This is a genomic window from Zhongshania sp. (genome assembly GCF_041623545.1).
Lineage (GTDB): Bacteria > Pseudomonadota > Gammaproteobacteria > Pseudomonadales > Spongiibacteraceae > Spongiibacter.
In genome coordinates this window covers 1-25,613 of record NZ_JBFJWS010000026.1, presented here as the reverse complement: position 1 = coordinate 25,613, position 25,613 = coordinate 1, and the positions used below count along the sequence as shown (strand labels likewise).

24 protein-coding genes and 1 pseudogene are annotated in these 25,613 nt (G+C 49.9%); 15 read left to right on the top strand and 10 right to left on the bottom strand.

The annotated features are described in order from the left end of the window. From ABYT30_RS05475 to ABYT30_RS05450, 6 genes are all read left to right on the top strand, one after another. Window positions 1-610, top strand: a 610-nt coding sequence (locus tag ABYT30_RS05475; RefSeq protein WP_373095578.1) for an SDR family NAD(P)-dependent oxidoreductase, incomplete at its 5' end; no start/stop codon positions are given. Window positions 611-667: 57 nt separating this feature from the next. Further along, the gene (locus ABYT30_RS05470; protein WP_373095577.1) at window positions 668-1,228 is read left to right on the top strand and encodes a nuclear transport factor 2 family protein; all 561 of its coding nucleotides are present in this window, start codon (window positions 668-670) and stop codon (window positions 1,226-1,228) included. Between the two features lie 82 nt (window positions 1,229-1,310). Further along, the gene (locus ABYT30_RS05465) at window positions 1,311-2,390 is read left to right on the top strand and encodes an NADH:flavin oxidoreductase (protein ID WP_373095575.1); all 1,080 of its coding nucleotides are present in this window, start codon (window positions 1,311-1,313) and stop codon (window positions 2,388-2,390) included. Between the two features lie 908 nt (window positions 2,391-3,298). Continuing rightward, window positions 3,299-4,876 (top strand): wax ester/triacylglycerol synthase family O-acyltransferase, encoded by a 1,578-nt coding sequence (locus ABYT30_RS05460; RefSeq protein WP_373095573.1) that lies wholly within the window; start codon window positions 3,299-3,301, stop codon window positions 4,874-4,876. 316 nt (window positions 4,877-5,192) lie between these two features. Next, window positions 5,193-5,846 (top strand): phosphatidylcholine/phosphatidylserine synthase, encoded by a 654-nt coding sequence (locus tag ABYT30_RS05455; RefSeq protein ID WP_373079894.1) that lies wholly within the window; start codon window positions 5,193-5,195, stop codon window positions 5,844-5,846. A 60-nt stretch (window positions 5,847-5,906) separates the two neighbouring features. Beyond that, window positions 5,907-6,350 (top strand): adenylyltransferase/cytidyltransferase family protein, encoded by a 444-nt coding sequence (locus tag ABYT30_RS05450; RefSeq protein WP_373095571.1) that lies wholly within the window; start codon window positions 5,907-5,909, stop codon window positions 6,348-6,350. Between the two features lie 87 nt (window positions 6,351-6,437). On the opposite strand, the gene ABYT30_RS05445 is transcribed toward ABYT30_RS05450, so the two are convergent. Beyond that, on the bottom strand, window positions 6,438-7,373 hold the full coding sequence (locus ABYT30_RS05445) for a LysR substrate-binding domain-containing protein (protein ID WP_373095569.1): 936 nt from the start codon (window positions 7,371-7,373) through the stop codon (window positions 6,438-6,440). Between the two features lie 103 nt (window positions 7,374-7,476). Here ABYT30_RS05445 and ABYT30_RS05440 point away from each other — a divergent pair, with 103 nt between their 5' ends. Together ABYT30_RS05440 and ABYT30_RS05435 are read left to right on the top strand one after the other, a co-directional pair. Next, a complete protein-coding gene (locus ABYT30_RS05440; RefSeq protein WP_373095567.1) occupies window positions 7,477-8,505 on the top strand; it encodes a zinc-binding alcohol dehydrogenase family protein in 1,029 nt (342 codons plus the stop codon). Window positions 8,506-8,665: 160 nt separating this feature from the next. Continuing rightward, on the top strand, window positions 8,666-9,616 hold the full coding sequence (locus ABYT30_RS05435; protein ID WP_373082581.1) for an AEC family transporter: 951 nt from the start codon (window positions 8,666-8,668) through the stop codon (window positions 9,614-9,616). A 31-nt stretch (window positions 9,617-9,647) separates the two neighbouring features. Here ABYT30_RS05435 and purK read toward each other — a convergent pair whose 3' ends face one another. Together purK and purE are read right to left on the bottom strand one after the other, a co-directional pair. Next, the gene (purK, locus tag ABYT30_RS05430; protein WP_373082584.1) at window positions 9,648-10,721 is read right to left on the bottom strand and encodes a 5-(carboxyamino)imidazole ribonucleotide synthase; all 1,074 of its coding nucleotides are present in this window, start codon (window positions 10,719-10,721) and stop codon (window positions 9,648-9,650) included. After that, the gene (purE, locus tag ABYT30_RS05425) at window positions 10,721-11,212 is read right to left on the bottom strand and encodes a 5-(carboxyamino)imidazole ribonucleotide mutase (protein ID WP_373095565.1); all 492 of its coding nucleotides are present in this window, start codon (window positions 11,210-11,212) and stop codon (window positions 10,721-10,723) included. The genes purK and purE overlap by 1 nt, the downstream gene beginning before the upstream one ends. A 347-nt stretch (window positions 11,213-11,559) precedes the next feature. On the opposite strand from purE, the gene arsS reads away from it, so the two are divergent. The 5 genes from arsS (at window position 11,560) to ABYT30_RS05400 (ending at window position 15,747) form a co-directional block, all read left to right on the top strand. Beyond that, window positions 11,560-12,513: an arsenosugar biosynthesis radical SAM (seleno)protein ArsS gene (arsS, locus tag ABYT30_RS05420; RefSeq protein WP_373082587.1), complete on the top strand. Its 954-nt coding sequence runs from the start codon at window positions 11,560-11,562 to the stop codon at window positions 12,511-12,513. 56 nt (window positions 12,514-12,569) lie between these two features. Then, window positions 12,570-13,010, top strand: coding sequence for a DUF2834 domain-containing protein (locus ABYT30_RS05415; RefSeq protein WP_373095563.1), 441 nt, complete (start codon window positions 12,570-12,572; stop codon window positions 13,008-13,010). A 29-nt stretch (window positions 13,011-13,039) separates the two neighbouring features. Then, complete coding sequence (locus tag ABYT30_RS05410; protein ID WP_373082592.1) at window positions 13,040-14,080, top strand: methyltransferase domain-containing protein; 1,041 nt, start codon at window positions 13,040-13,042, stop codon at window positions 14,078-14,080. 42 nt (window positions 14,081-14,122) lie between these two features. Beyond that, a complete protein-coding gene (locus tag ABYT30_RS05405) occupies window positions 14,123-15,154 on the top strand; it encodes an NADP(H)-dependent aldo-keto reductase (protein ID WP_373082593.1) in 1,032 nt (343 codons plus the stop codon). Between the two features lie 101 nt (window positions 15,155-15,255). Then, window positions 15,256-15,747 (top strand): transposase, encoded by a 492-nt coding sequence (locus tag ABYT30_RS05400; protein ID WP_373095560.1) that lies wholly within the window; start codon window positions 15,256-15,258, stop codon window positions 15,745-15,747. A 232-nt stretch (window positions 15,748-15,979) separates the two neighbouring features. Here the strand turns inward: ABYT30_RS05400 and ABYT30_RS05395 are convergent, their stop codons facing one another. The 3 genes from ABYT30_RS05395 to ABYT30_RS05385 all read right to left on the bottom strand — a co-directional run bounded on the left by ABYT30_RS05395 (window position 15,980) and on the right by ABYT30_RS05385 (window position 22,313). Beyond that, window positions 15,980-17,170 carry a class I SAM-dependent rRNA methyltransferase gene (locus tag ABYT30_RS05395; protein ID WP_373082597.1) on the bottom strand — a complete coding sequence of 397 codons (1,191 nt, stop codon included), beginning with the start codon at window positions 17,168-17,170 and terminating at the stop codon, window positions 15,980-15,982. Window positions 17,171-17,268: 98 nt separating this feature from the next. Continuing rightward, window positions 17,269-18,453 (bottom strand): methyltransferase, encoded by a 1,185-nt coding sequence (locus ABYT30_RS05390; RefSeq protein WP_373095557.1) that lies wholly within the window; start codon window positions 18,451-18,453, stop codon window positions 17,269-17,271. Between the two features lie 89 nt (window positions 18,454-18,542). Continuing rightward, complete coding sequence (locus ABYT30_RS05385) at window positions 18,543-22,313, bottom strand: ATP-binding protein (protein ID WP_373095554.1); 3,771 nt, start codon at window positions 22,311-22,313, stop codon at window positions 18,543-18,545. A 261-nt stretch (window positions 22,314-22,574) separates the two neighbouring features. On the opposite strand from ABYT30_RS05385, the gene ABYT30_RS05380 reads away from it, so the two are divergent. Both ABYT30_RS05380 and modA read left to right on the top strand, forming a co-directional pair. Then, window positions 22,575-23,024: a YaiI/YqxD family protein gene (locus tag ABYT30_RS05380; protein WP_373079149.1), complete on the top strand. Its 450-nt coding sequence runs from the start codon at window positions 22,575-22,577 to the stop codon at window positions 23,022-23,024. Between the two features lies 1 nt (window position 23,025). Further along, window positions 23,026-23,781, top strand: a complete 756-nt coding sequence (modA, locus tag ABYT30_RS05375; RefSeq protein ID WP_373095551.1) for a molybdate ABC transporter substrate-binding protein — start codon at window positions 23,026-23,028, stop codon at window positions 23,779-23,781. A 9-nt stretch (window positions 23,782-23,790) separates the two neighbouring features. On the opposite strand, the gene ABYT30_RS05370 is transcribed toward modA, so the two are convergent. The 4 genes and pseudogenes from ABYT30_RS05370 to ABYT30_RS05355 all read right to left on the bottom strand — a co-directional run. Beyond that, window positions 23,791-24,399 carry a hypothetical protein gene (locus ABYT30_RS05370; RefSeq protein ID WP_373079145.1) on the bottom strand — a complete coding sequence of 203 codons (609 nt, stop codon included), beginning with the start codon at window positions 24,397-24,399 and terminating at the stop codon, window positions 23,791-23,793. A 7-nt stretch (window positions 24,400-24,406) separates the two neighbouring features. Continuing rightward, window positions 24,407-25,048: a hypothetical protein gene (locus ABYT30_RS05365; protein ID WP_373079143.1), complete on the bottom strand. Its 642-nt coding sequence runs from the start codon at window positions 25,046-25,048 to the stop codon at window positions 24,407-24,409. A 58-nt stretch (window positions 25,049-25,106) separates the two neighbouring features. Beyond that, the gene (gene minE / locus ABYT30_RS05360) at window positions 25,107-25,358 is read right to left on the bottom strand and encodes a cell division topological specificity factor MinE (protein ID WP_008252201.1); all 252 of its coding nucleotides are present in this window, start codon (window positions 25,356-25,358) and stop codon (window positions 25,107-25,109) included. Beyond that, window positions 25,355-25,613 (bottom strand): annotated as a pseudogene (locus tag ABYT30_RS05355) (septum site-determining protein MinD); the annotation flags it as partial. The pseudogene ABYT30_RS05355 and the gene minE, both read right to left, overlap by 4 nt.

Below are 25,613 nucleotides of genomic sequence, written 5' to 3'. Positions count from 1 at the left end.
GCAGGAGCAGGGGCAATTAGATATTCTAGTGAACAATGCCTGCGCTTTACACGAGCAACTAACTGAACCCGGCGGTTTTTGGCAAAAACCACTGGAAATAGTCGATATGCTAAACGTCGGGCTGCGCAGCGCGTATGTCGCAAGTTACTACGCTGCGCCGTTGATGACAAAGCAGCGCAACGGCATGATTATTTTTACCTCCGCATCGGGTGCGGTGCACTATGTATACGGCCCAGTCTACGGAGCGCATAAATGCGGCGTTGATAAATTTGCCGCGGATATGGCTGTTGATTTACAGGATTATAACGTTGCAGCGCTTTCAATTTGGATGGGTGCATTACAGACCGAGCGACTGCAGTTATTAATTGAAAGTGATAGAGAAAAGTACGGTTACATAGAAAATATGACTGAAACAACCGAGTTTACCGGTCACCTCATTTGGGCGCTGTATACGGACAACAATATTATGGCCGTGAGCGGCCAAACTCTTATTGGCGCTGAGCTGGCTAAAAAATACGGGATCACAGACGAAGGTGGTCGGCAGCCAACCTCCTATCGCGAGACGCATAAGGTTGCGCCGCCACCGCGGTATTCAAATATTATCCGTTAGTATATTGACCGCCGCTATTAACGCAGAGCGTACGCGCGGCATAACGAGGAAGTGAAAATGACGGCAATTAACGAATTAGAACAATTAAAAAAAGACGTTAAGTATTTGATGGACCGGACGGCTATTATGGACTGCATTGCGCGCCATGCACGCGCCCACGACAGGTTTGATGTTGAAATGTTAACAGCGGCCTATCACCCGGATGGCGTCGACGAGCACGGTTATGTCCTAAATGATGGGCCAGCTTACGCAAAGTGGGCTAATGCCGTTCATGCGGCTGGCGCACAACTGCATACACACAACATAACGACGCACACCTGTGAGATTGATGGTGATACTGCACACTGCGAGAGTTATGTCATTGTCGCATTACTGAATAAGGATGGTGAAACAGCCCGCTTTATCAGTGGTCGCTATATTGATCGTCTGGAGTGTCGTAACGGCGAGTGGAAAATCGCGCTGCGTCGCTCAACGGTCGACGTCTTGCTAGCTGGTGATGCATCAATATTGAAAGCGCCGAGCTTTCGCGAGCAAGGTTATAGCAAAGGTTTGCGGGACAAGCGGGACGTGTCGTATCAAATACCATTGAGCCTTGACGAAACCCCTGCGCGTTGGTGAAACAGCGTTTGAATAGCATTGCTTGTGTAGGTTTCTGCTCGCATAAGTGCTCGATTGACGGCTTATGGTGGAGATGATGAAGATGAATAAAGTATTTGATAGCCTAGCGTTCCCATGTGGCCGAGTGATGAACAACCGTTTCATGCTGGCGCCGCTAACCAATACTCAAAGCAAGGTGGATGGACGGCTAAGCGAGGCTGAGATTCGTTGGCTAGAGATGCGCGCCGAGGGTGGCTTTGGCGTAACGATGACAGCGGCTGCTCATGTTAATTCATTGGGCCAAGGCTTTGCGGGTCAATTAGGTGTGTTTAGCGACGCCCACTTGCCGGGTTTGAGGGATTTGGCGCGCAGGATTAAAGCACATGCAAGTCTTGCCGTTGTGCAAATCCATCATGCTGGATTCCGAGCGCCCCGAGAGCTCATTGGTGATATGCCCGTTGCGCCGTCGCCGTCGGAGAAGTTTGGTGCGCGGGGCTTGGAGCACGACGAAGTGCAAAGTTTGATCGAAGACTTTATTAGCGGCGCCGTTCGCGCTAAACAAGCCGGCTTTGATGGCGTAGAAATTCACGCTGCGCACAACTATATTATTGGCCAGTTTTTAAGTGCCGAGTTTAATCGTCGCACTGATGAATACGGTGGCCCGCTGGCGAATCGCTGTAAAGTTTTATTCGATATCATTAAAGGTATTCGCGCGCGCTGCGGTGCCGATTTTTTACTGGGTGTGCGACTCTCGCCAGAGCGGCACGGCATTCTTCTAGAAGAAGCAGTGAGTACCGCCAAGGCTTTATTTGCGGCAAAAGAAATTGATTTTCTCGATGTGTCAGCGTGGAATATTTATAAAGAACCGATTGAAGAGAGGTTTCAAGGGCGCAGCCTATTGTCGTATTTTGTTGAATTAAATCGCGGCGAGATTCGTTTGGGCGCGGCGGGCAAGATATACAGCCCGGAGGATATTTGTCATTGCCTTGATCAAGGATTGGATTTTGTCCTGCTGGGACGGGCGGCAATGCCCCACCATAATTACCCACAATTATTGCGTGACGATGCCGCATTTAAGCCTAAGCATATTCCTGTTAGCCGGGCGTATTTACGCGATGAGGGTTTGAGCGAGAAATTTTTGGATTATATCGTCGGTATGTGGCCCGACTTTATTAGCTCGTAGTCGGGTGATGATCGCGGGTGAGAAATCGATCAATTTTCTTGATTTGGATCAATAATAATTTAATAAATTGTGTTCCATAAGTACTCATAAAAATGTTTAAAACACATTTTCTATACTTGGTAGCGCTGTGTAGTTAGTTAGACAGTGAATAAAAATTTTTCAAAGTGTCGCTAAGATGTTGTCTGTACTTGATATTACGCGCTCCTCAGGTTTTTTTTGAATGTCTGTTTTGGTAACACATTATTTTTACGAAATTTGCCTGAACCTAACAGTTGCCATTATTTGCGGAGCGCGCTGTGGAAATGCCATTTATTACAAACTAAGCTATGTGTGACCTAGTGAGAAAGGGCGCATCAATCAGTGTGGGTAGTATTGGTATCAGTTACTCTAGTTAGCTGGCTTTCATCGCCTGTAGTGAGGAGTGCGGCCAGGGAGGCGCGCATGAAAATGGTTGTCGTTGTTTTGTTGACGTGGGTTTTTATGGGCTACGTTTTAATGCCACAAGCCGCGCCTAATATTGTTCAAATAATGGCATTGCCCCTGCCATAGCTTTCGTGCGCACACCGCGATAGTTGTCGGTGATTACATGGAGTCTGTTCGCCGTGGTGCGCCCGCCTATACTTATTTCATATATAATTACTTGCGCCGCCTACTTACTTAATTGCTATATGTCAGCAACGTAGTGGCGCTTTTTTATCATTTTGAATAATTCCAGTAGGTGATTAAATGATCACCTATACAATGCACTCCGGTCACATTGAACTGTTTCTGGTGATGGGCTAGTCTGTGGATTGGCGTTCTTAAATCGGAGGAGAGCTGAGTTTGAAAAGCGCACTAAATTGGTGCCATTGCGACGATATAAAAATAATGCGAATGATAAGCTGTTTTGCACTCGGGAAAATTACATCATGAAAAAACTGTACATGATCGACGACTCATTTTTACGACTGGAAAGTCGTAGACAGCCCCTGCATATTGGTATGTTGATGTTGTTTGAGCCCCCAGAAGATGCCACAGAAAATTTTGCGAGCGATCTCGCTGAAAAACTAAGGCAGTCGGTGAAGACTGCTGCGCCCTTTAATCGCTTGCTGGTGCGTAAGCGCGGAATGCATTATTGGGAGGAGGATTCAGACTTTGATCTTGGGCATCATTTCGCGCATGTTTCGCTGCCTGAGCCTGGGCGGATTCGCGAATTACTGGCAATGGTCTCGCGATTACATTGTGGCCACCTAGATCGCAGCTATCCTATGTGGCGTATCTATTTAATTGAAGGAATTGAAGACGGTCGCATTGCGGTCTATATGAAAATTCATCACAGCATGGTTGATGGCATGACCGGCATAAAAATGATGATCAATTCCATGTCGCCAGATCGAGATGCCTCAAGAGACCTGCCACCATTCTGGGAGGTGGAGACAATCAAGTCGTCCGGCGGTCAAGTTTTACCTGTGCCAACGCCGATCGTAGAGAGTATTTTTGCAGCGCGTAAAATTACACGCGATAGCGCGAAATCAATGATGGGCGTCGCGCGCGAGTTACGTGATTCTTTTGTTGATTATTGGCGTGATAACCCAGATCTCGCGGTGGCCGGCACTGCACCACACACGGTTTTTAACCAAAAAGTCAGTGGCACCAGGCGCTTTTCGGCGCAGTCGTATTCAACACCGCGTATAAAAACCGTGGCTGCCGCTTTGGGTGGTAGCAGTAATGACGTTATTTTAGCTATGTGTGCTGGCGCATTATTGCGTTATCTTCAGGAACTGGGTGAAGCGCCGGAATTACCATTAAGCGCGGCGGTGCCGGTGTCAGTTCGAGATCGCAATAACGACACCAGCGATGTCGCCAACGAGGTCGCTTTTACAATCGCGAATCTTGCGACAAATGTGGCGGATCCTGTTGAGCGGCTCAAGGCGATTAAGAGCAGTATGGATTATAACAAGGAGCGGATTCGTCGCCTGACACCGAATCAGCTACAAGCCTACTCCGCAATGATGTTAATGCCCGGCGCAATGGCGATGCTATTGGGCAGGGGAAGTGAAAAGGCCTTAGCTAGTGTTGTTATATCCCATGTGCCTGGTCCACGGCAGGACTTGTATTGGCAGGGCGCTAAATTGAGTGGTTTGTATCCGGCGTCTTTAGTCATTGATCAAGGTGCGTTGAATATCACGATTATTAGTCGTCATGATACCGTGGATATCGGCTTAATTGCCTGCCGTAAAGCGGTGCCCCATATGCAGCGCTTATTGGACTACTTAGAAGACAGCTTGAGCGAGCTCGAAGCGGCAGTAGCTAAACTACCAAAGGTTGAATTGGCTACGTATGACTCAGTCAATCCAAAGGCGGTGAAGCCAAAGGCCGTGAAAGCTAATGCAGCCAGATCCTCTAAAGCGAAATCGGTCAGCGGAAAGTCCGCTACTGAAAGTGCCGTTACGTCGTCAAAAGTGTCTCGGAAAAAGAGTGCGGCAAGTGCGGGCTTAACTAAATAGCCTAAAGTTGCTTTTTGCGGGGCGTATTTACGCCCCGCACTTTCTCATGCTTTTAATATATCGCGATAAATAAAGCTGTATGTGGTATGTTGCCCCTCCTGTTGTTCTTTCTGCGTTTTTTAGCGTGGCATCAATCACGCGATTTCCATCACCGTCACCTCGATATTGGGCTCTGCGGTTCTCAAATTTTATGTTTTCCATCTACACCCTGTAACACGACATCCTATATTGCCCGTACGTTCTAGCAGTATGCCGGCAAATTATTCTATCTTCTTGATATCAGAAATGATCATCAAGCGCTATTTATTGGAGCTCCATGACTACAGGTAATGCGGAATTACACACGCGACAGCCAAGCATTCTTTCCTTTGTAAAGGATCTTCCTAATCTTTGTTCATTAGCGGGATTAGCCTGCACAATCTTGGCAATCTACTTTAGCATTTTAGGTGTTTTTTACGCGGCGATGATTGGCATGATCTGGGCTGTTGCCTTTGATTGGGCTGACGGTCTTGTTGCGCGAAGAATGAAGGGCCGCAGCGGTAATGATCGGGTTTTTGGTGGTCAGTTAGATTTGTTAATAGATATTGTGAGCTATGGTGTTACACCCGCCGTACTTTTACTTAGCTTTGGTGATTTTGCGCCGATCTTTCTTGTGGGCGCTTTTATCATGCTCGCTGCGAGTGCGATAAGGCTGAGCTACTTCAGTACATTCGGTCTCTCTGGTGCGGCTAAATACACTGGGCTGGCGCTCGACAACAACAGTATTGTTCTGGTTTTTATATTTTTATTTGAAAGTATTTTAAGTCAGGAAATTTTTACCGTCGTTCTTTATGTTAGTGGTGTAACGCTTGCGGTTTTGAACGTCTCGCAGATCAAAACGCCAAAGCTTTCTGGAAACCCAGTTAATGTTTATTTGCTGGCAATTTACACGCTTGCCATCAGCGGGATTTACGGCTGGAAGCTTTTGTAGCCGAATTGATGTTTTGAACTGCACACTAAAATATATATTAAATAAGGAGTCAAAGGCGTAATGGTTGTATATACCGTAGGCACATTCGATTTATTGCACGTAGGGCACCTTGCTTTACTCGAGTACTGTAAAACATTGGGGGATGTCGTGGCCGTAGGTGTCGCCTCCGATAAAGTGGTCAATTCCTATAAGCCGAATACTCCTGTTATTCCTCTCGATCAGCGGCTCGAAATGTTAAAGGCCCTAAGTTGCGTTGATATCGTTCAGCCCTACCATGAGCTTGAGTATGTTTCCGGTTGTAAGACCGTGAATGCAGATATTTTTGTGGTTGGCGAAGACTGGGGTAAAAAACGCCATAATATCGAAGTGGAAGCCTATTTAAAAAGCCAGGGCAAGCAAATTATTCAGGTGCTTTACAATCCACGGACATCATCGAGCAAAATAAAAAAGCACACAATTGCGCAAACACATAAGTCGAATTATGCTGAAAAACATGTTGCGTAGTTCAGTAGAAACTAATCCGTAGTCATTGCCGAGACCTTGCAGGCTAGGTCTGTCGGCGACAATTGTTCTGAAGAAGGCTTGCGCCTGTTACATAAACACACTGTCGTCAATAATCTCCCTTTCATGCAATTGCTTTAAAATCACGGTGCATTTTCGTTTAAACATATCTCTGAGTAGACGAACTGCTGGGGTAATGGATTGCCTGCTTGGGCAAATAAGCCACAGCTCGGTCGCCCTAGGCTTAAATGCTGGCATGATATTTACCACGCGATCCGCCAATAAGTCATTGGACATATCGAGGCAGGACTTTACCGCTAGGCCTTTGCCGGCAAGACACCAACGTCTGACCAAATCACCGTCGTTAGATGCGTGCCTACCGCTCATTTTAATTTTGTATTCTATTCCGCTGTGTGAGAACGTCCATGTGTCGTGAATAATGTCGTGAAGCTGGTAAAACAGGCCATTGTGCGACGCTAATTCATGAGGGTGTTGCGGGCTGCCATGTCGCGCCAGATACGCTGGCGTGGCGCAAAGAAGACTCGGAACATTGCAGATTTTAAAGCCGTAAAGACTTGCATCGGAAGGTGAGCCATAGCGCAGGGCAATGTCGACTGAGTCGCGATAAAAGTCGATATTACTGTCACTGATATTGGCTTTTAAGCTTACCTTCGGATGGGTGTCCATAAACTCATCAAGCCAGGGCTGGGCAAAATTTCGCCCGAGGTCAGACGACAACGCGATGCGCAGCTCGCCATCAACTGTGTCGAGGCCATCCTTCATATTGCGCTGGGCTTGCTCCAGCATTGTAAGGGCCTGCTCACACTGGGGAATATAGCGCTCGCCGGCATTGGATAATCGCAATTGGCGCGTGGTACGCACAAATAGCTCGGCGCCGAGCGCTTTTTCTGCGCGTTTAAGCGCTGCACTTGCGGTCGCCGTGCGCATATTCAAGCTCGTCGCAGCCGCGGTGATACTGCGGAATTCCGCGACCTTGAGTACGACTTGAAGATCTTCTAATAACATATTGTCTAATAATATTTGATAATGAATCTTTGATTATGCTGTTTATGGTAGATAACGCAAGCTCTACACTGCATGGCAATTACTGACCACAAGGACTGACCCCATGAAAGCAATTGGCTATAAAAAATCGCTACCCATTAACCTAGCGGAGTCACTGACTGATATCGAGTTGCCGCAGCCCACTGCTTCTGGGCGAGACGTGCTTGTGAAGGTCAATGCGATTGCAGTGAACCCCGTCGATTTCAAAATCCGGCAAAAGGCCATAAACGAGGACGGTAGCTACAAAGTAATCGGCTGGGATGCGGCCGGCGAAGTCGTTGCCGTAGGCGAAGCGGTGACAAACTTTAAGCCTGGTGATGTGGTTTACTACGCTGGTGACCTCACGCGCCAGGGTAGCAATGCCGAGTATCAGCTCGTTGATGAGCGCATTGTCGGCAGCAAGCCTAAGAGCTTATCTTTTGCTGAGGCCGCCGCACTTCCCTTGACGACAATAACCGCGTGGGAGCTGTTGTTTGAGCATTTGGCGGTAAGACAGCAGAGTGCAGATTCAACTGCGCAATCCGATGAGGTCATTTTGGTGGTGGGCGCTGCTGGTGGCGTCGGCTCTATTTTAATTCAGCTCGCCAAAGCGATTACCGGAGCCACTGTTATTGCCACGGCGTCGCGGGCAGACAGCCAGGCTTGGGTGAAGTCGCTCGGCGCTGACCATGTTGTCGATCACACTAAGCCACTGTTGGCGCAAATAGAGGCCTTAGGGATCAAACAGGTAAGTCATATTGCAAGTTTGAACGCTACCGGCAGTTACTTCGACGACTATCCAGCTGTGCTGGCGACCTTTGGCAAAATCGCCATGATTGACGACCCCGCGACGCCATTAGACGTTATGAAGCTTAAAACCAAAAGCCAGTCCCTGCATATCGAGTTTATGTTTGCCCGCTCTATGTACCAAGCGGCAGATATGGATGAGCAGAGCAAGCTGCTGACGCGAGTAGCCGACTTAGTTGATCAAGGCTATGTCAAAACCACCAGCGGTAAAAACCTTGGCCTTATCAATGCCGACAATCTGAAACGTGCCCATGCCGAACTAGAGTCAGGTACCGCTATTGGTAAAATTGTCTTGGAGGGCTTTTAGCATATAGGCGGATTGGCGCGGCATGCACTATTTGGCCGCGCTTAAATTTGGGGCGTTCGGTACCCACCTGAAATGATTGAATAGAGGCCAAGACCGCGGAGTCTTAGGTCTCTATAATTGAATCGATATTACCCAGCCTGAATCCCAATGAGCACTTTTCATGTCTGCCTTTATCCAGTCGCTGTCATTTTCGTTTTCGATAACGGGGCCTATTTTTGTCGTATTGGCCTTGGGCGCCTACCTTAATCGTATTCACCTGATTAATGACAACTTCGTCGAGGTTGGCACCAAGCTGGTGTTTAATATTACCCTGCCGGCTTTGCTGTTTTTAAGTATTAGTCAGACCAGTATCAGCCATTCGGCCAATGTGTCGCTGGTGGTCTTCGGTTTAATTGCGACGCTGTTGGTGTATTTCTTATTGGAGTTAATGGCGCGATTCCTAGTGGCTGCGCGGGAAGATCGCGGTGTGGTGGTGCAGGGTGGATTTCGCTCGAACCTGGCGATTATCGGGCTGGCCTATTGCGTGAATGCCTATGGTGACAATGGTTTGATCACGGCCTCTTTGTACTTGGGTTTGGTGACGATTTTATACAATATCTTGGCGGTCATTACCCTGAGTCGCTCCTTGAATCGCGACGGTGGCCTGACGGCGACGTTCCGGGGAATTGTGCGCAACCCGCTCATTGTTAGTATTGTTGCGGCCTTGCTGTTTGCCGCCTTAGATTGGCGTCTGCCGGCCTTGGTTCAGCACAGCGGTGAGTACTTTGCACAGCTGACTCTGCCATTGGCACTGCTGTGTACCGGCGCGAGCTTAAACTTTAAAGCTTTGCGGGCCGACTACCGGGGTGCGCTTATCAGCACCGTGTGTAAATTATTACTGGTGCCTATGCTGCTTATTACTGCCGGTATTGCGCTGGGTTTTCGGGGTGTCGAGCTGGGGGTGTTGGCCTTGATGTCGTCGGCGCCGACTGCGGCGGCTAGTTATGTGATGGTGCGGGCAATGGGTGGCAATGCGACTTTAGCGGCCAATATTATTGTATTGACGACGCTGGGCTCGCTGCTCACCACCAGCTTTATTATGTTCTTGTTACGGAGTTTCGGCTTGGTGTAACTAGGACGGGAGCAGGAATTAGAACGCGGGGTTAGGCGCGTTCTAATTCCTGCTCTACCCAGGCAAATACTTGGTCGTAGTTTTGCGGCAGCAAGGTGTGGAGTTCGCGCAAGGCGTTCTGTACAACACCTTTTTGCGGATGATTTAGATTGATATGGCCGAGCTTGCGGCCCGGGCGCACGTCTTTGCCGTACCAGTAACACTGGGTGGTTGGGATTTTTAGCCAGTCAATATTGCGCTCTACGCCAATCACATTAATCATCACGCTCTGGCCGCGGACATCTGGCGCCTTGAGCGGCAAACCACTCACCGCCCGTAAATGCATCTCAAATTGGCTGACGCAGGCGCCAGCTTGAGTCCAGTGGCCGCTGTTGTGAACCCGTGGTGCGAGTTCATTGACCATTAACGCGTTACCCACTCTAAAGCACTCCATGGCCATAACACCGACATAGTCGGTGCTGTCCATGATCTTGCCGAGCATCGCTTCTGCTTGCGGCTGCAGGTGAGTCACTCGACTTAAGGGCGAAATCGACGCCATTAAAATACCGTTTACGTGCAGATTCAGCGTGAGCGGATAAAAGACTTTGTTGCCGTCTTTGTCTCTGGCGCCAACAAGGGATAATTCTTCATCAAAGGGGATTTTTTGTTCGGCAATGCCGGTGCCCAGCCAGTCGGCGGGGATCGCGCCGCCTTCGGCTTGGTGCAGCCAGTGTTGGCCCTTGCCGTCGTACCCACCTTCGCGGCGCTTCAGCAGCACGTGGGGGCCTAGTTCAGTGTGCAAGTCTTGAGCTTGGCTGTCAGTATTGACTACTCGCCATGGGGCGGTGCTAATCGCCAAATCATCGAGCATGGTTTTTTGGTGAAAGCGATCCGCGATACGGCCAAAAATATCGGCGTTAATAAAGCCGGCTTGGCTGCTCAGGTGGCGAGTCACCGGAGTGTCTGGCCACTGCTCGCGCTCGACGGTAACGATGTCGCCGGCAGCGATGTTTGGTAAGTGCTCACTATCAGGCTCCACAGGCTCAACTTCGAGCGCTAGTGGATACGCAGCCTGTTTTAGCATGGCGCCCAATTGACCGGCGCCGAGTACCCATACCGTTGGCATTAGACCTCCCTTGGGTCCGGATTATCGAGTACATCCTGGGTCTGTTTGGCGCGGAAAGCCTCAAGCTTGGCAGCGAGGGTAGCGTCGGTCAGGGCCAGAATTTGGCAAGCCAATAGGCCAGCATTAAACGCGCCGGCACTGCCAATTGCCAGCGTGCCCACGGCAATGCCTTTTGGCATTTGCGCAATAGAGAGTAAGCTGTCTACGCCACTGAGTGCGCGGCTCTGAACTGGCACGCCGAGTACTGGTAGCCGAGTTTTGGCAGCAACCATACCGGGCAAGTGGGCCGCGCCGCCAGCGCCAGCGATAATAACCTCGAAGCCACGAGCAATTGCCTGATCAGCAAATTCCATCAGTTTATCGGGGGTGCGGTGGGCAGAAACCACTTCAACGTGGTGTTCAACGCCGAGTTCGCTCATGATCTCGGTGGCTGGGCGCATGGTCTCCCAGTCACTTTTTGACCCCATTATCAGGGCAACTTTTGCGGTCATTGCTTGGCTCTCTTCGCGTGAAAGCCGCGTATTATACGGGAATTATTGCCAGAGACCGAACTTCTGTGCAAATAGAAGCGAAAGTCGATTAGCAATATCGCCGTGGCCTTATTCCGATTTTAAACTGCAGTTCTAAGTTGTTGTAATTTATATATAAATAAGAAGCGTCGCGATATGCCATGAAGTGTGTCGGTGGCACACATAATCAGCCAAACTTTTGCACCTTCGTGGCAATATGGCTTATGGTCTGCTGTTCTCATTGCTACGTAGAGTGATCGCAGGGCAATTTTGTAACAAATGACCGTTAATCGAGCCTAATAAAACCCGTAGCCCAATACAGGACCACCATGCACGATACCTTGGCATTATTGGAAGTGACCGACTTCCCCGCAATATCCCGTAAACCCCTCGAGACCTTACAGGTGAATCTTGGTTATAAGTGCAACCAGCGTTGCTTGCACTGTCATGTGAACGCGGGGCCGACCCGCACCGAAATGATGTCGGCTGACGGCATTGCCATGATCCCCCAAGTATTAAAAGCGCGGCAAATTCAAACCCTCGACTTGACCGGTGGCGCGCCTGAGCTGCACGAGCAGTTTCGGGAGTTGGTCTCTGCGGCGACGGCGCTAGGGGTGAAGGTGATTGACCGCTGTAATCTCACTATATTATTTGAGCCGGGCCAAGAGGGCTTGGCCGAATTTTTGGCGGAAAATAAAGTCGAGGTGGTTGCCTCTCTGCCATGCTATTCACTAGAGAACGTGGATGCCCAGCGCGGCGAAGGTGTGTTCGACAAGAGCATTGCCGGCTTGCAGCTACTCAACTCATTAGGCTACGGCAAGGCCGGCTCTGGTTTAACACTGAACTTGGTTTACAACCCGCAGGGGCCAACGCTGCCGCCGAATCAGCAGGCGCTTGAAGCGGATTATCGCCGCGAGTTAATGGCGCACTTTGGTATAGAGTTTAATCACTTGTTTGCACTGGCCAATATGCCAATAAAGCGTTTTGGCTCTACCTTAGTTTCTAAAGGGCAGTTCGCACCCTATATGGAATTGCTGAAAAACAACTACAGCGCCGCTAATTTGGAATCCGTGATGTGTCGCAATTTAGTGAGTGTGGATTGGCTGGGGAATTTATATGACTGTGATTTTAATCAGCAATTAGCACTGGGCTTGCCCAATAAAACCGTAAGTCATTTGCGCGATTTATTGCAGAACAGTCTAGACGGCGATGAAATTGCGATAGCCGACCACTGTTTTGGCTGTACGGCTGGGCAGGGTAGTAGTTGCGGTGGTGCATTGTAGTCAGGCTATTGTGAGTTAGTTGTAAAAAACCTAGTTAACAATAAAAAGGAGCGAACATGGAATTGAAAACTAAAGTTTTAGTGGCGGTATATTTACTAACGGGCTTTGTGGCGCTACTGATGACCTGGGTCCATGTGCCCGCTTATTTAGGCAATGGCTTTGCCGATGCGAATATTCAGTTTTGGAAGGACGCACTCTTTAATGCGAACCCCGCCGGCAAGTTTTTAACGATAGATGTTTTGTTTTTAGCGTTTGCCTGCAATGTGTGGATGTTTATCGAAGCGCGGCGTATCGGTGTTAAATATGTTTATGTTTACCTTATTGCGGGGATTGTAATTGCGATTAGCGTTGCATTTCCTTTGTTTATGGCCGCGAGAGAATTGCGGGTGGCAGCGACGGACAAAGGCTTTACCGGCTATAAAATTAAGGTGGTTGATGTGATCACTTTACTCGCATTATTTTTGATCAGCCTATTCGCCGCGTTCGCGATACTCTAACGGCTTTGTTTGTTTAATTGGGAGACGTCATGCACGACCTCGTACAAGATTATTACGGCAAACAACTGCAAAGTTCCGCAGATTTAAAAACAACCGCCTGCTGTGATTTCACGGCGATGCCGGAGTGGCTAAAGCCACTGCTCGGCAATATTCACGACGAGGTCTTGTCGCGATACTATGGCTGCGGCTTGGTTTGTCCCCCGCTGTTAGAAGGCTGTCGCGTGCTGGATTTGGGCTGCGGCAGCGGTCGCGACGTCTATGCACTGGCGCAAATGGTCGGTGCAAGTGGTGAAGTCGTCGGGGTTGATATGACCGACGAACAGCTCGCGATTGCAGAGGAGTATAAAGACTACCATGCTGAGAAATTTGGTTTTCAAAATGTGCGCTTTTTAAAAGGCTTTATAGAAAAGCTAGATGAACTGGATTTGGATGCCGGTAGTTTTGACGTAGTGGTGTCTAATTGTGTTATCAATTTATCGCCAGACAAAGATGCGGTGCTGCGCAGCGTCAAGCGCTTACTCAAGCCCGGCGGTGAGTTTTACTTCTCAGATGTATACGCAGATAGGCGCATACCTGAAGCGGTCAAAAATGACCCGGTTTTGTATGGCGAGTGCTTGGGTGGGGCGCTGTACTGGAATGATTTTATCCAACTGGCTAAACGCCAAGGTTTTATAGACTCCCGTTTAGTGGAAGATCGCCCCTTGGAGATAACCGATCCGGTACTTGCCGAGCGCTGCGAAAACATAAAGTTTTTTTCCGCGACCTATCGCTTATTTAATTTAGATGCCTTAGAGAGTGATTGCGAAGACTACGGCCAAGCGGTTATTTACCGAGGCAGTATAGAAAATAGCCCCCACCGCTTTGTGTTGGATAAACACCACGATATTCAGTCTGGGAAAATATTCCCCGTCTGTGGTAATACCTGGCGTATGTTGCACGACACGCGCTTTGCCGAGCACTTTAATTTTATCGGTAATTTTAATCGGCACTTCGGTATTTTCGAGGGCTGCGGGGTGGGTTTGCCCTTTGATAGCACTCTGTTTGGCGCCGATGGTGCGCCCTGTTGTTAATTCGGTTGTTGGTAAGTTTTTTAATGGATGCGTGGAGGATACATGGAATATCGTGAATTAGGCCGTACCGGTATTAAGGTGAGTGAAATTTGTCTGGGCACAATGACGTGGGGTCAACAAAATACCCAGGATCAAGCCTTTGAACAAATGGATTACGCGGTATCGCAGGGTGTTAATTTTTTTGATACCGCAGAGATGTATCCTGTGCCGCCGATTCCTGAAACCCAGGGGCGCACCGAACAATACATTGGCGAATGGTTTCGGCAAACTGGCAAGCGCAAAGACATCATTCTGGCGAGCAAGGCTTCTGGCCCCGGTCATGCCCATATTCGCAATGCCAAGCCTCTGGATCGCGATGCAATACTGTCGGCCTTCGAGGGCAACCTCGCGCGCCTGCAAACAGACTATATCGACCTATACCAAATTCACTGGCCAAATCGCGACACCAATTTTTTTGGCAAATTGGGTTACGAGCACAGCAGCGACGGCGGCGATGACGAGATTCACGTTATTTTACAGGCCCTTGGCGAGTTAGTGGCCAGTGGTCAGGTGCGGGCCGTCGGCATTAGCAATGAAACGCCTTGGGGCGTAATGAGCTATTTACGCCTTGCTGAACAATATAATTTGCCGCGGATTGCCAGTATTCAGAACCCGTATAGTCTATTAAATAGAAGCTTTGAAGTTGGCTTGGCTGAAATGGCCATTCGCGAGCATGTCGGCCTGTTGGCATACTCGCCCCTTGCCTTTGGCATGTTGAGCGGTAAATATCGCCATGGTGCGCGCCCCGCAGATGGTCGCATCACCTTATTCGAGCGCTTTAAGCGCTACAGTAACCCCCAAGCGGAAGCGGCGACTGAAGCGTATTTGCAACTGGCGGAAGAAGCGGGCTTGGCGCCAGCGCAAATGGCCTTGGCATTTATAAACCAGCAGCGCTTTGTGACCAGTAATATTGTCGGTGCGACTACTTTGGCGCAACTTAAGGAAAATATCGCCAGCGCAGACATACAGTTAAGTGACGAGGTTGTATCGGGAATTGCGCAAATTCATCAGCGCTACTCAAATCCAGCGCCCTGAGTAATAGTGGTGAATTAGCGAAAATTTAAAATGGTTAGTTAGTTTTCGGTGCACTACACTAATAGCTCGTAGCGTTAGTATTGTGTCACGGAGGGCATAATATGCCATCCCCAGAGCTCAGTTCGCGATATTTTTTTACACTAGGCGTAAAAGGGCGAAGCCAGAATGTTTTGAGTCGTCATATCGCGTTGCTGGGCGGCAGCTTGCGCAAAACTGCCGAGACACACCCCTTTAAAGTGCTTGCTATGGTGGTGCTACCTGAACACTTGCACTGTATCATGGAGTTCCCCGAGGGCGATGATGATCACGCCCTGCGCTGGAAGTCGATTCAAAGCTTGTTTTCTAATGCGCTCGCTAAAAATGAATTTTTGAGTCGCAGCAGGTTACACCGTCGCGACCGCGGAATTTGGCAGCGCCAGTACAAATCTTACAAAATTCATACCGAAGTAGAGCTTCGCTACGGCATGGCCTATATCCATCGCGACCCGGTAAAGCATGGCCTAGTGAGCCATGAACAAGATTGGCCGTATTCCACCTATCAATCATTAGGGGCTAAGCCAAGACTTTCTGCAGTGCGCAATAAAAAATTCTGAGTGGCGTTAGGTGCTTTGTGGCGTGGTGGTTTAGGGCTATACAAGTGAGGGTTGTTGCTGGTAAAAGTCAGAAGGCTAAAAGTTCCTAAGTAGATTGAAATTGATAGGATCTTTTGCAATGTTTAGCGTAAGCGTGCAGAGCTTGGGGCGGTCGACTCGGAGCTGAATAATGTAAGTCTCAAATCGTAAGCGAGCATGTTTGCTCACTTACGATTTATTAGGTTTGCCAGTCTTACACCCGCGATATACGGCTCAGTACCGCTTTTAAATACCGCGTTTCTGGAATCGCGGCGTGCACGGGGTGATCTGGCCCTTGCATGCCTTCGGCGATAATTTGCGCATGACGGTCGATGTGGCGCGCGGAGGCCCGCACCAGATCCAGCAGTTCTTCTCTTGGCATGTGCATAGAGCATGATCCGGAAATTAAAAAGCCGCCGTCGTTAAGCAAGCGCATGGCCATTTCATTAATACGCCGATACGCCAGAATGCCTTCTTTCTGATCTTTTTTACGTTTTATAAAAGCCGGTGGGTCGACGATGATCACGTCAAAGCGCTCGTCGGCTTCTTTTAGTGATTTCAGGGTAGTGAAGGCATCGCCTTGCACGGTGCTGAGCTTGTCGGCCACGCCGTTGAGTTCGGCGTTTTTGTGCGCCATGTCCAGTGCGCTTTCTGAGATGTCTGCGCACCACACATCGTCGGCGCCAAACACCGCGGCCTGTATACCAAAGCTGCCAACATAGCTGAATACATCCAATACCCGCTTGCCCGGCACGATATTGCGCAGCCATTCGCGATTTGGGCGCTGGTCGTAGAACCAGCCGGTTTTTTGTCCTGCGGCGAGTGGTGCTAAAAAGCGCACGCCGTTTTCAATAAGCTCGACTTCGTCGGGCACTTCACCGTAGGCCGTCACGACTTCTAAAGGTAAGCCTTCGAGCTTGCGTACGCCGGCATCGTTGCGCAGCAATATTGAGGTGGGCTGTAACATTCGCACTAGGGCTTCGATAACGATGTCGCGCATCGCATCCATTCCGGCAGTGTTCAGCTGCACGCAAAGGTGGTCTCCAAAGCGGTCGACTACCAGGCCCGGCAGCAAATCGCTTTCGCCATAAATGAGTCGGTAGCAGGGCTGGTCAAATAATTGCTCGCGCAGCGCCAGCGCCGATTTAATGCGCTTTTTCAGGGTGTTTAAATCAACGGGGCGCTCGTCGTTGGTCATCATGCGCGCACAGATTAAGGACTGTGGATTGACGTAGGCGACACCGAGGGATTTCCCCTGCTGATTTTCGACAATAACCTGCTCCCCAGCGCTGAAGTTACGCAATGGTGTGGCTTGGGTGTCGACCTCATTGCTATAAATCCATAAATGGCCGCTGCGCAGGCGTTTATCTTCATTTTTAGCGAGGCGAAGGCGTTGGAGTGTCATGGCAATATCCTAGGGCAGGGCGCGGACTGAATGAATTGGCCGCATAAGTGGGCCGAAGACCGGCATTATCCTTGATAACGCCGCGCAGGTGAAATATTTCAGTCCGAACGCGGCAATTGGGCTTGGATGAGTAGATTGCGGGGACTTAACTCGGACCGGCAAAACGTCGCTAGGCTGCAACGATAACCCTGTTCTTCTAAAAATAGCACGCTGTCGAGCACACAGCGCATTTCTATAGCGCGGCGAAAGGCCATTCTGACAAGGTCTATGCGCTCGGCGCGGTGGAGGAGTGACCACCCAGCATTTTCAGCCGCGTCGAGATTCGACGGTAGCGCGAACGTAAGCTGCGTAAGTGTTACAAGCCGTTGGCAAAATGCCGCAAAGCCCGTTTTGCTCCAGTGCTGGGGCAGTGACGGTAGCGGGGTATGGCTTGCTAAACCCTGTTGGCGGAGTAATTCCCGAAAGCCCAGGTGCCATGCTTGCAAGGTTCTTCGCGCCTGGGTTTCCCCTTTGCGGGCGGTGTTGGTTTGGCGCACGGCGGTGCGCAGATCATCGCTCGTCAGATGCAGTGGCGATAATTTTAGCTGGGCGGATAAACTCGCATATTCGTCGATAAAGCGGTGATAACAGCAGGGCGCCAGACTGATTTGCTTGCAGTGCTGGGCGACCGCGAGGCTGAGCATACGTTGATGCAGCCCACCGCAGGCGTGTAGGGCAAGTACATGTTGCTCCTCCTCGATATGCTGGTAAACCGAATCTGAGAGCACATCGCAATCGATAATTTTAACTTCGGTGTGATGCTTGTATGCGAAGCAATTACCGGCCGCGACCAATTGCGGATCAATTTCTAAACCGACCGCAGGAAGTGAAAAGCGCTGACTTATCGCGGTACTGAGATAGCCCTTGCCTGAACACCATTCCACAGCTGGTCGGCTTATTGTTGTGTGACATTTTATGAATGCTGATATTTGCTGCCATTTTCTGCCCGGCACCCCCGGCGGTGGTTCATGAACTGGAATAACGGTTGGCGGCGAGTCCAGGGTAATTAGGCTGAGGATTGACGCTGCTGCAGGGAAGTGGGGCGCGATGCTGTTTAATAAACGCGAGTCGTCACCTTGCAGTGCTTGGACTTGTTCATCACTGAGGGCGAGTAAAAATCGCAGCAGCTCGGCATGCTTTGCTAAGTGCTGATAATGCGCGCCACGGTAAACGTTGAATCGCCAATAGGCTTGATGTGTCTGTAGCAGCTCATCGACGAGCGTGGCGCGTATTGCGAAGTTCATATAGCCATTCGGGGATTTGCGTTCACAGTTCGCCATGGTACAGCGATACATTTCTGCTGAACACTGCTGGCCGCCGAGTTCCGGTGAGCTTATTTGCTGTTAATGGTGAGCTGCAAGTACTGGCTGAAGCAGAGCTGAAGCGCTTGGCAGTCTTTGACGAAGACCGCTTGCAGCTTCTCAATTAGCAGGCTATTGCCGCTACTCGCCGCGCGCTCTAGCTCACCGGCACTTTGCTGTAGGCGACGGCCGTGGAGTTGAGCAGCGCTGCCTTTTACCGCGTGGGCAATATCGGCAATTTGGCCGATATCGTCATACTGCACTGCTTGTGCAAAATTGGCCAATTGCGTGTCTAGCTGGGCAGAAAACATCTCTAATAATTTGCGCAGGGTATCTTTGCGGCCCATGGCACTCTCTAGGGCTTTTGCTTCTACCCAGACTTCCTCGCTGTTGGAATCGGCGCTAATGACTGTATCGCTGATGGTATTTTGGGTGCGCAGCGGCAAGGATGTCTCTGCTGGCTTTGCATTGGTCGTTTCGTTGTTTGCGTCTGTTAACCACTGCACCAGTTTTTTGCGAAGATCTGCAGGTTCAATCGGTTTGCTTAAATAGTCGTTCATACCCGCGTCCAAACATTTTTCTTTATCACCGCTCATGGCGTTGGCAGTTAAGGCGATAATCGGAATTTGACGATAGGTGTTGCCAGCGCCGCCGTTGCGTATCCGGCGACTCGCGACATAGCCATCCATAATGGGCATTTGGCAGTCCATTAATATTAGTGAATACGGTGTGCTGCTCGGGGTATTGCACAGGGTTTGCAATGCCGCAACGCCGTCGCTGGCGATGGTCGTGGCGATACCGAGTTCGTCGAGCATGCAGCGGCTGACCTCTTGATTAACAGGGTTGTCCTCAACTAATAGAATGCGTTGGCCACTAAAATGGGGCGTGATGTTGTCGGTATTTTTTGGCGCTGGCGGCAATGTATTTAATTGCGGCGTAGGCAGACCTTGACGAGTAAATGTGTTCGTTAATTTGTCGCTGCCACGCAGCTGCAAAGCCGCTATGAAGCTGCGAGTAGATAGAGGCTTTAAATAGGCCGCGTTAATATCGAGATCCGCTTCGATCACTTCACTGCCGTTGTACATGAGTACGATTGCGGTATTCTCTGACGCAGTAAGGCGACGTAGGCGATGTGCTACCCGTGATCTGCGTTGGCCGTCACTCGGCTCGGTAAAAATAATGAGATCAAAATGCGTGGCTATGGGCTTTTCAGCAAGTATCGCGAAAGCTTCCGTGCTGTCGTTTGCTACTTGCACGGCCGCACCCCAGGAGAGGAGTTGACGACGGCAGGCGTCTTGAAAATCTTCGTTGTTGTCGATAATCAATATATTCCGATCAATAAGCTGCGGTGCGATGGCTGTTGGCGTACTCGCCGCCTTTTTGAGTTTAATTTTAAAACTAAAAGTGCTTCCCAGATTAAGATTGCTGCGGACTTCGATGGCGCCACCCATGAGTTCACAGAGCTTGCTGCAAATCGATAAACCAAGCCCAGATCCGCCGTATTTGCGGGTCGTGCTGGTATCCATTTGCGAAAAGGGCGCAAATAATTTGCCGAGATCGGTCTCTGGAATACCGATACCACTATCGATAATGGCGCAATGCAATACGTAGCCATCCGATTCAGTATCCAATTGAGCGCGTAGTATTATGCTGCCGCGTTCGGTGAATTTAATAGCATTAGCCAGTAAATTGGTGACGATTTGGCGCAGTCGAACGGGGTCGCCATTGACCATGCAGAGCGGCACTTCGCTCAAGTCGACGACTAACTCTAGGCCTTTTTCGTGGGCGTTGTGGGTCAAACTTTCGGCGATGTCGTCTAGGGTTTGGCGCAGATCATAGTCGATGGCTTCCAGCTCCAATTTGCCAGCGTCTACTTTCGAGAAGTCTAAAATATCATCGATTAAACTGAGTAGTGATCGGGCGCTACTCTTGGCAATATGGACCTTGTGTTCTTGATTCTGATTAAGTGGGGTGCTTTCCAGCAAATTAAGCATACCGAGTACGCCGTTCATTGGCGTGCGGATCTCATGGCTCATCACCGCGAGGAATTCGCTCTTTGCTCGGACAGCCGCTTCCGCTTGCTCTTTAGCTGTGATTAATTCATCTCGCGCTTTGCGTCGACTGTCAATGTCCTGCACGGAGCCGTATAACCGAGTGCAGCGCTTATCTTTTAATTCGGCTTGGCCAGTGATATGAATCCAAATTTCTCTGCCGGTTGCGGTCTTAACTTTAATTTCATCGCTAAAGGGGATGCCTTGGGTCAATGCGCCTTTTACTGACTTATTAAAGCGCATGATGTCGTCATTGCCACTGCCAAATTGGCGAATATTATTTGCTTGGGGGAGGAAGTGGGAGTCCACTCGGAAAATCTTGCGGGTCATCTGCGACCAGTATAATTTGTCGATATCGACGAGGTACTCCCACGCGCCGACTCGCGCCTGCGCCCCCATTGAACGCATCAGTGACTCCTGACGCTGAACAATATCGCTGGCCTCTTTCTGCGCGGAGATGTCTTCGATTATTGACCAGATAAATGAATTGCCGCTGCTGTCCTGAATGAGTACGCCATTTAATAATACTGGAAATTCGCTGCCGTCTTTGCGTATGTAGTTGCGCTCATAGGGACCATAGCGGCCCGCTTTTTGTAGCGAACGTAATTGGTGAGGATCAAATTCCTCGCGACTTTGGGCCGAAATCTGCCAGTAGTTTAGGGCGAGGAAATCGTCAGTGGAATAACCTGTACTTGCGATTAAGGCTTTATTGACCTGCAAAAATTTACCGGTGTTAAATTCAACTAAGGCGATGCCAATTGGGGCTAGATCAAATAAGCTTTGCAGCAACACCGTTTGGCGTTGGCGACGGTTAATCAATCTGTAAACGGTAAAGAATAAGCCGTAAATAGAAATGCCAGCTAGACTGACTATCGCGCGCAATACCGTCGCGTTGTCCGCAGCACTTGGCCAGCCGAGTTTGGGGGTGCCAGCGAGCTCCCAAGTGTCATCCGAGGGCAATTTGATTTCTGTGGTGACCGGCGCGGCACCGGCAGTGAATGCACTCTGTTTACCAAAAAAGGGTGCAATCTCCTGATCGGACTGATGACTGCGCTTACGGATGGCAATGTCAATTGGCAAGCTGGCTTCGTTTAGGCCACTTGCGGCATAAAGTTGGTCTAGATTAATGACGGCGGCAATCGTACCCCAGAGTTTTTTTGGCTCGGTCGGCAGGCTTTTTTCGAAAACGGGTATACGCGCGATAAAGCCTTGTCCGCCCTGAATTAATGTAAATGGGCCAGACAAAATCATTTTGCCGCTCGTCCGGGCGCGCAGTACATCTTCGAGTTGATCAGGGCGATCACGATAGTCAAAGTTTAACACCGCTTCGTTTCCCGCTAGCGGATAGACATACTTGATTTTTAGGTCTTGGGCAGCGGTGATGTTCCTAAGCTGCACAGTACCGTCAAATAGGGGGGCCGCGTATGAGTCAAAGCCGGTGGCGTCAATATTGGGGTTGGCCTGAAGGGCGGGTACAAGGCTCTTAGCGGTTTGTAAGTTCGCGAGAATGAGCCCCTCGAGTTTAATCGCATGCAAATTCAACTGATTCTGCATGGTGTCGCGATACAACAATTTGTAGTTTTTATTGTTTAAATAGTCGATATAAAACCCGCTAGCCAAAATGATGGCAGCGGCACTGGTCAAGATAATATATTGTAGCCACTTCAGTCTATTAAAGTCCTGACGATGAAAGTGATCTACTTCTGGCAGCGTCGTAAATTGCCCGTTGGATAAAGGCGGTGGGCTTTGCATTCAGCGGCTCTCTTGATCGCAGTGTATTGCGATTTACAACTAATTAACGGCGCTTTTCTTGAATATCTGCGCTCTAGCTAGGAGTGTTCATCGGTAAGCTTAAAATAGTCTGTCGCATATCAATATTCGTATTTCCCGCTACTGGATTGTTTCGCCCTATTACTAGGCGCTATGGCACACACTCCTTTGATGTTATTTCGGCGGAAATACCCTGATAATGAGTTTGTGGGGAGGCTTTCTTCAGGTGTTTTGGGAGTTATTATGACAATATGGGTAGACGCCGATGCCTGTCCGGTGGTGGTGCGGGATATCTTATTCAAAGCAGCGGAGCGTACCGGGGTAGTCCTGACCCTGATCGCGAATCAGCGCCTGCGGGTGCCCCCAGCGGCGAATATAAGCTCTGTACAGGTGAGTAGTGGCTTTGACGTGGCAGACAACGAGATTGTGCGCAGGGCCGAGGCGGGAGATTTGGTGATTACCAGCGATATTCCTCTCGCTGCAGAGGTAATCGAAAAAGGCGCGCTTGCGCTTAGCCCGCGCGGAGAGCTTTTTAGCGCCGACAATATTCGCGCCATACTGAATATGCGAGACTTTATGGACACCATGCGCTCATCTGGCGTTCACAGCGCAGGTTCGGCGCCCTTTGGCCAGCAAGATAAGCAGGCTTTTGCAAATCAGTTAGATCGCTATTTAAGTCGGTTGCGAAGCTAATATGCGATTCTTGCGACTGAGCTTGTGCGTTTTCTTTCTGGCAAGGTGTGTGGTGGTGCAGGCCGAGACTGTGCGCGTCGCTGTAGCGTCGAACTTTTTAGGGCCAATGCGGGAGATTGCCACCTTATTTGAACGAGAAAGCGGGCATCGCGTGGAAATGGTCGTGTCGTCCTCGGGTAAGATTTATGCTCAGATCACCCATGGTGCGCCATTTGATGTGTTCCTGTCCGCAGATCAGACGAAACCCGCGGCCTTGGTGGCAGATGGTTTGGCGGTCGCCGCATCGCAGTTTAGTTACGCCCTGGGCCGCCTCGTGCTGTGGTCGAGCTATCCGGACTTAATCGACAATAGTCCTGATATTCTCTGTCGCAGCGATTTTCGGATACTGGCGATAGCCAACCCCCTTCTGGCCCCCTATGGCGAGGCGGCAATGGAGGTCTTGCAAGCACTTGGCTGCTATGACGCGCTCAGCGCAAAGCTTGTCCGTGGCGAAAATATTGCCCAGACGTTTCAGTTTGTCCAAACCGGCAGCGCCGATTTGGGCTTTATAGCGCTCTCTCAGCAGCGGGACTCTGGTTTAGCGACAACGGGCTCACAGTGGCTCGTGCCCGCAACTATGCATAATCCTATTCGCCAAGACGCGGTATTGCTGAAAAGCGCGTTGGAGAAACCGGCGGCATTGGCGCTGCTGGTTTTTATGCGTAGTGAACAAGTCCGCAATTTGATACAGGCTTCAGGCTATTTACTCCCAGATTAAAATGCGAGTTTAGCTGCGTAGCGGATCAATAAAGCAGCCAAACTCCTTGTCTAATTCCACACTAAAGCGATAGCGATCGTCTAGGGCTTTAACAATAAAGCGTTGGAACTGGGGTTGCGCGGCAATGGCGCTAATTTCCTGCTTACTGCTTAGGGGAATACTTAAGTAAGTGTCTAGTAGTGAATTGTATTTACTGATCTTGATCTTCCCGGCGCTCAGGGCTTCGGCAAAGCAGTTTAAGGCGTGAATAAAATCTGTGGCGGTGCCATCGTTGGAGGCGGAGATAACTTGGTCTTGGTATTTTAGTCGTCGTCCTTCCGTGCTGCGGCATTGTAGGGCACTTGCATCTTGTGGGGCAGGGGTGCAACTCACGACGCGATAGTACTGGAAGTGCTCGTCTTCTTCGTGGCTCGCCAAGGCCAATCGCCATAGTGCGCCGGGACCTGTAGTGCATTTTTCTACCGGTTGTTTGACGGCCTCGGCACCGTAGGTGCTGAGCAAGTGCTCTATGGCGCTACTCAGTAGGGTCTCGTTATAAATTTCGCTGTCTTCGCAGGACGACGCCAAGGCAAGGGTGGGCAGGTTCAATAACACCAGTACAATAAATAGTGCGCGCATAGTTGGCTCAGGGCATGTGATCTCTGTCAGGGACAGAATGGACTCGTAAAGAATAACGGCGAAACAGCACTAATATTATCAAGAATAGGCAGCTAAGCCCAACGGCGGCAGGAAATAGTAAGGTGGCCAGCGAGTAATGTGCCAAGGCTAAAATAACGAGGCCATTGCGCAGCGCAAACAAGCTGAAAAACGTCAGGCTTTCGGTATAGGGGTGGTGGTAGGCTTTGCGCAGGGTCGGCCCAAAGCCAAGTAAATCGACTGTTGTTAATACGATAACGGCAAAAACCGGATCAGCGCTGAAGTACCAAATCGGTAGCGACGAAAGGGCCGCATAAAAAAACAGCCAGTCGCTGCTGGCAATTTTAAGCGTTCTCTTGCGCTGATATGCCAGCAACGCAATATACAGGGTAACGGCGCCAGATACGCCAAGAGGCCAGGCACCGCTGCCCCCTTTGGCATCGAGCTGGGCAAAAAATACAATGACCGTGGTAATACCCCAAATGATCCACGAAAATGCGTGAGCTTGGGTAGTGCCGCGATGAATGTCGCGGATATACGGTGCAAAGCCGATAAACGTCAGGGCGATAGCGGCAAGGCTGATATAGTCTTTTATATTCATGATGATAACTAGGGCTAAGATTCCGTTCACACTGACTAGCCTTAAGCCAGTCAGTGGCACCTAGAAAACAGGACTTACAGTTATCGCACTAGCGATCCGGCAGCACAATATTGAGCTCTAATACTGAGCAATTGCCATTATTGTCGAGCTGCACTTCTACCTGATCCTGATCTACGTCAACGTATTTGCGAATCACGTCGAGTAATTCCTGCTGCAATTTTGGCAGGTAGTCGGGTTGGCTGCGTTGATTGCGCTCGTGGGCAACAATAATTTGCAGGCGCTCTTTGGCGATCGACGCCGTGGCTTTCTTACTGTTGCGGAAGTAGTCGAATATGCTCATGCGCTCCTCCGGAACAGTCGTTGAAACAGACCTTTTTGTTCAACGCTCATAAAGCGGTGCTCCACTTCTTCGCCCAAGATGCGGGCTACCGCGTCAGAGTAAGCTTGACCTGCAGGGCTCTCAGTATCATGAATCACTGGTATACCTTGGTTAGAGGCTTTGAGTACGGTTTCCGACTCGGGAATAACCCCCAGTAATTTGGTGGCCAGAATTTCTTCTACGTCTTTAACGCCTAGCATCTCACCTTTTTCAACG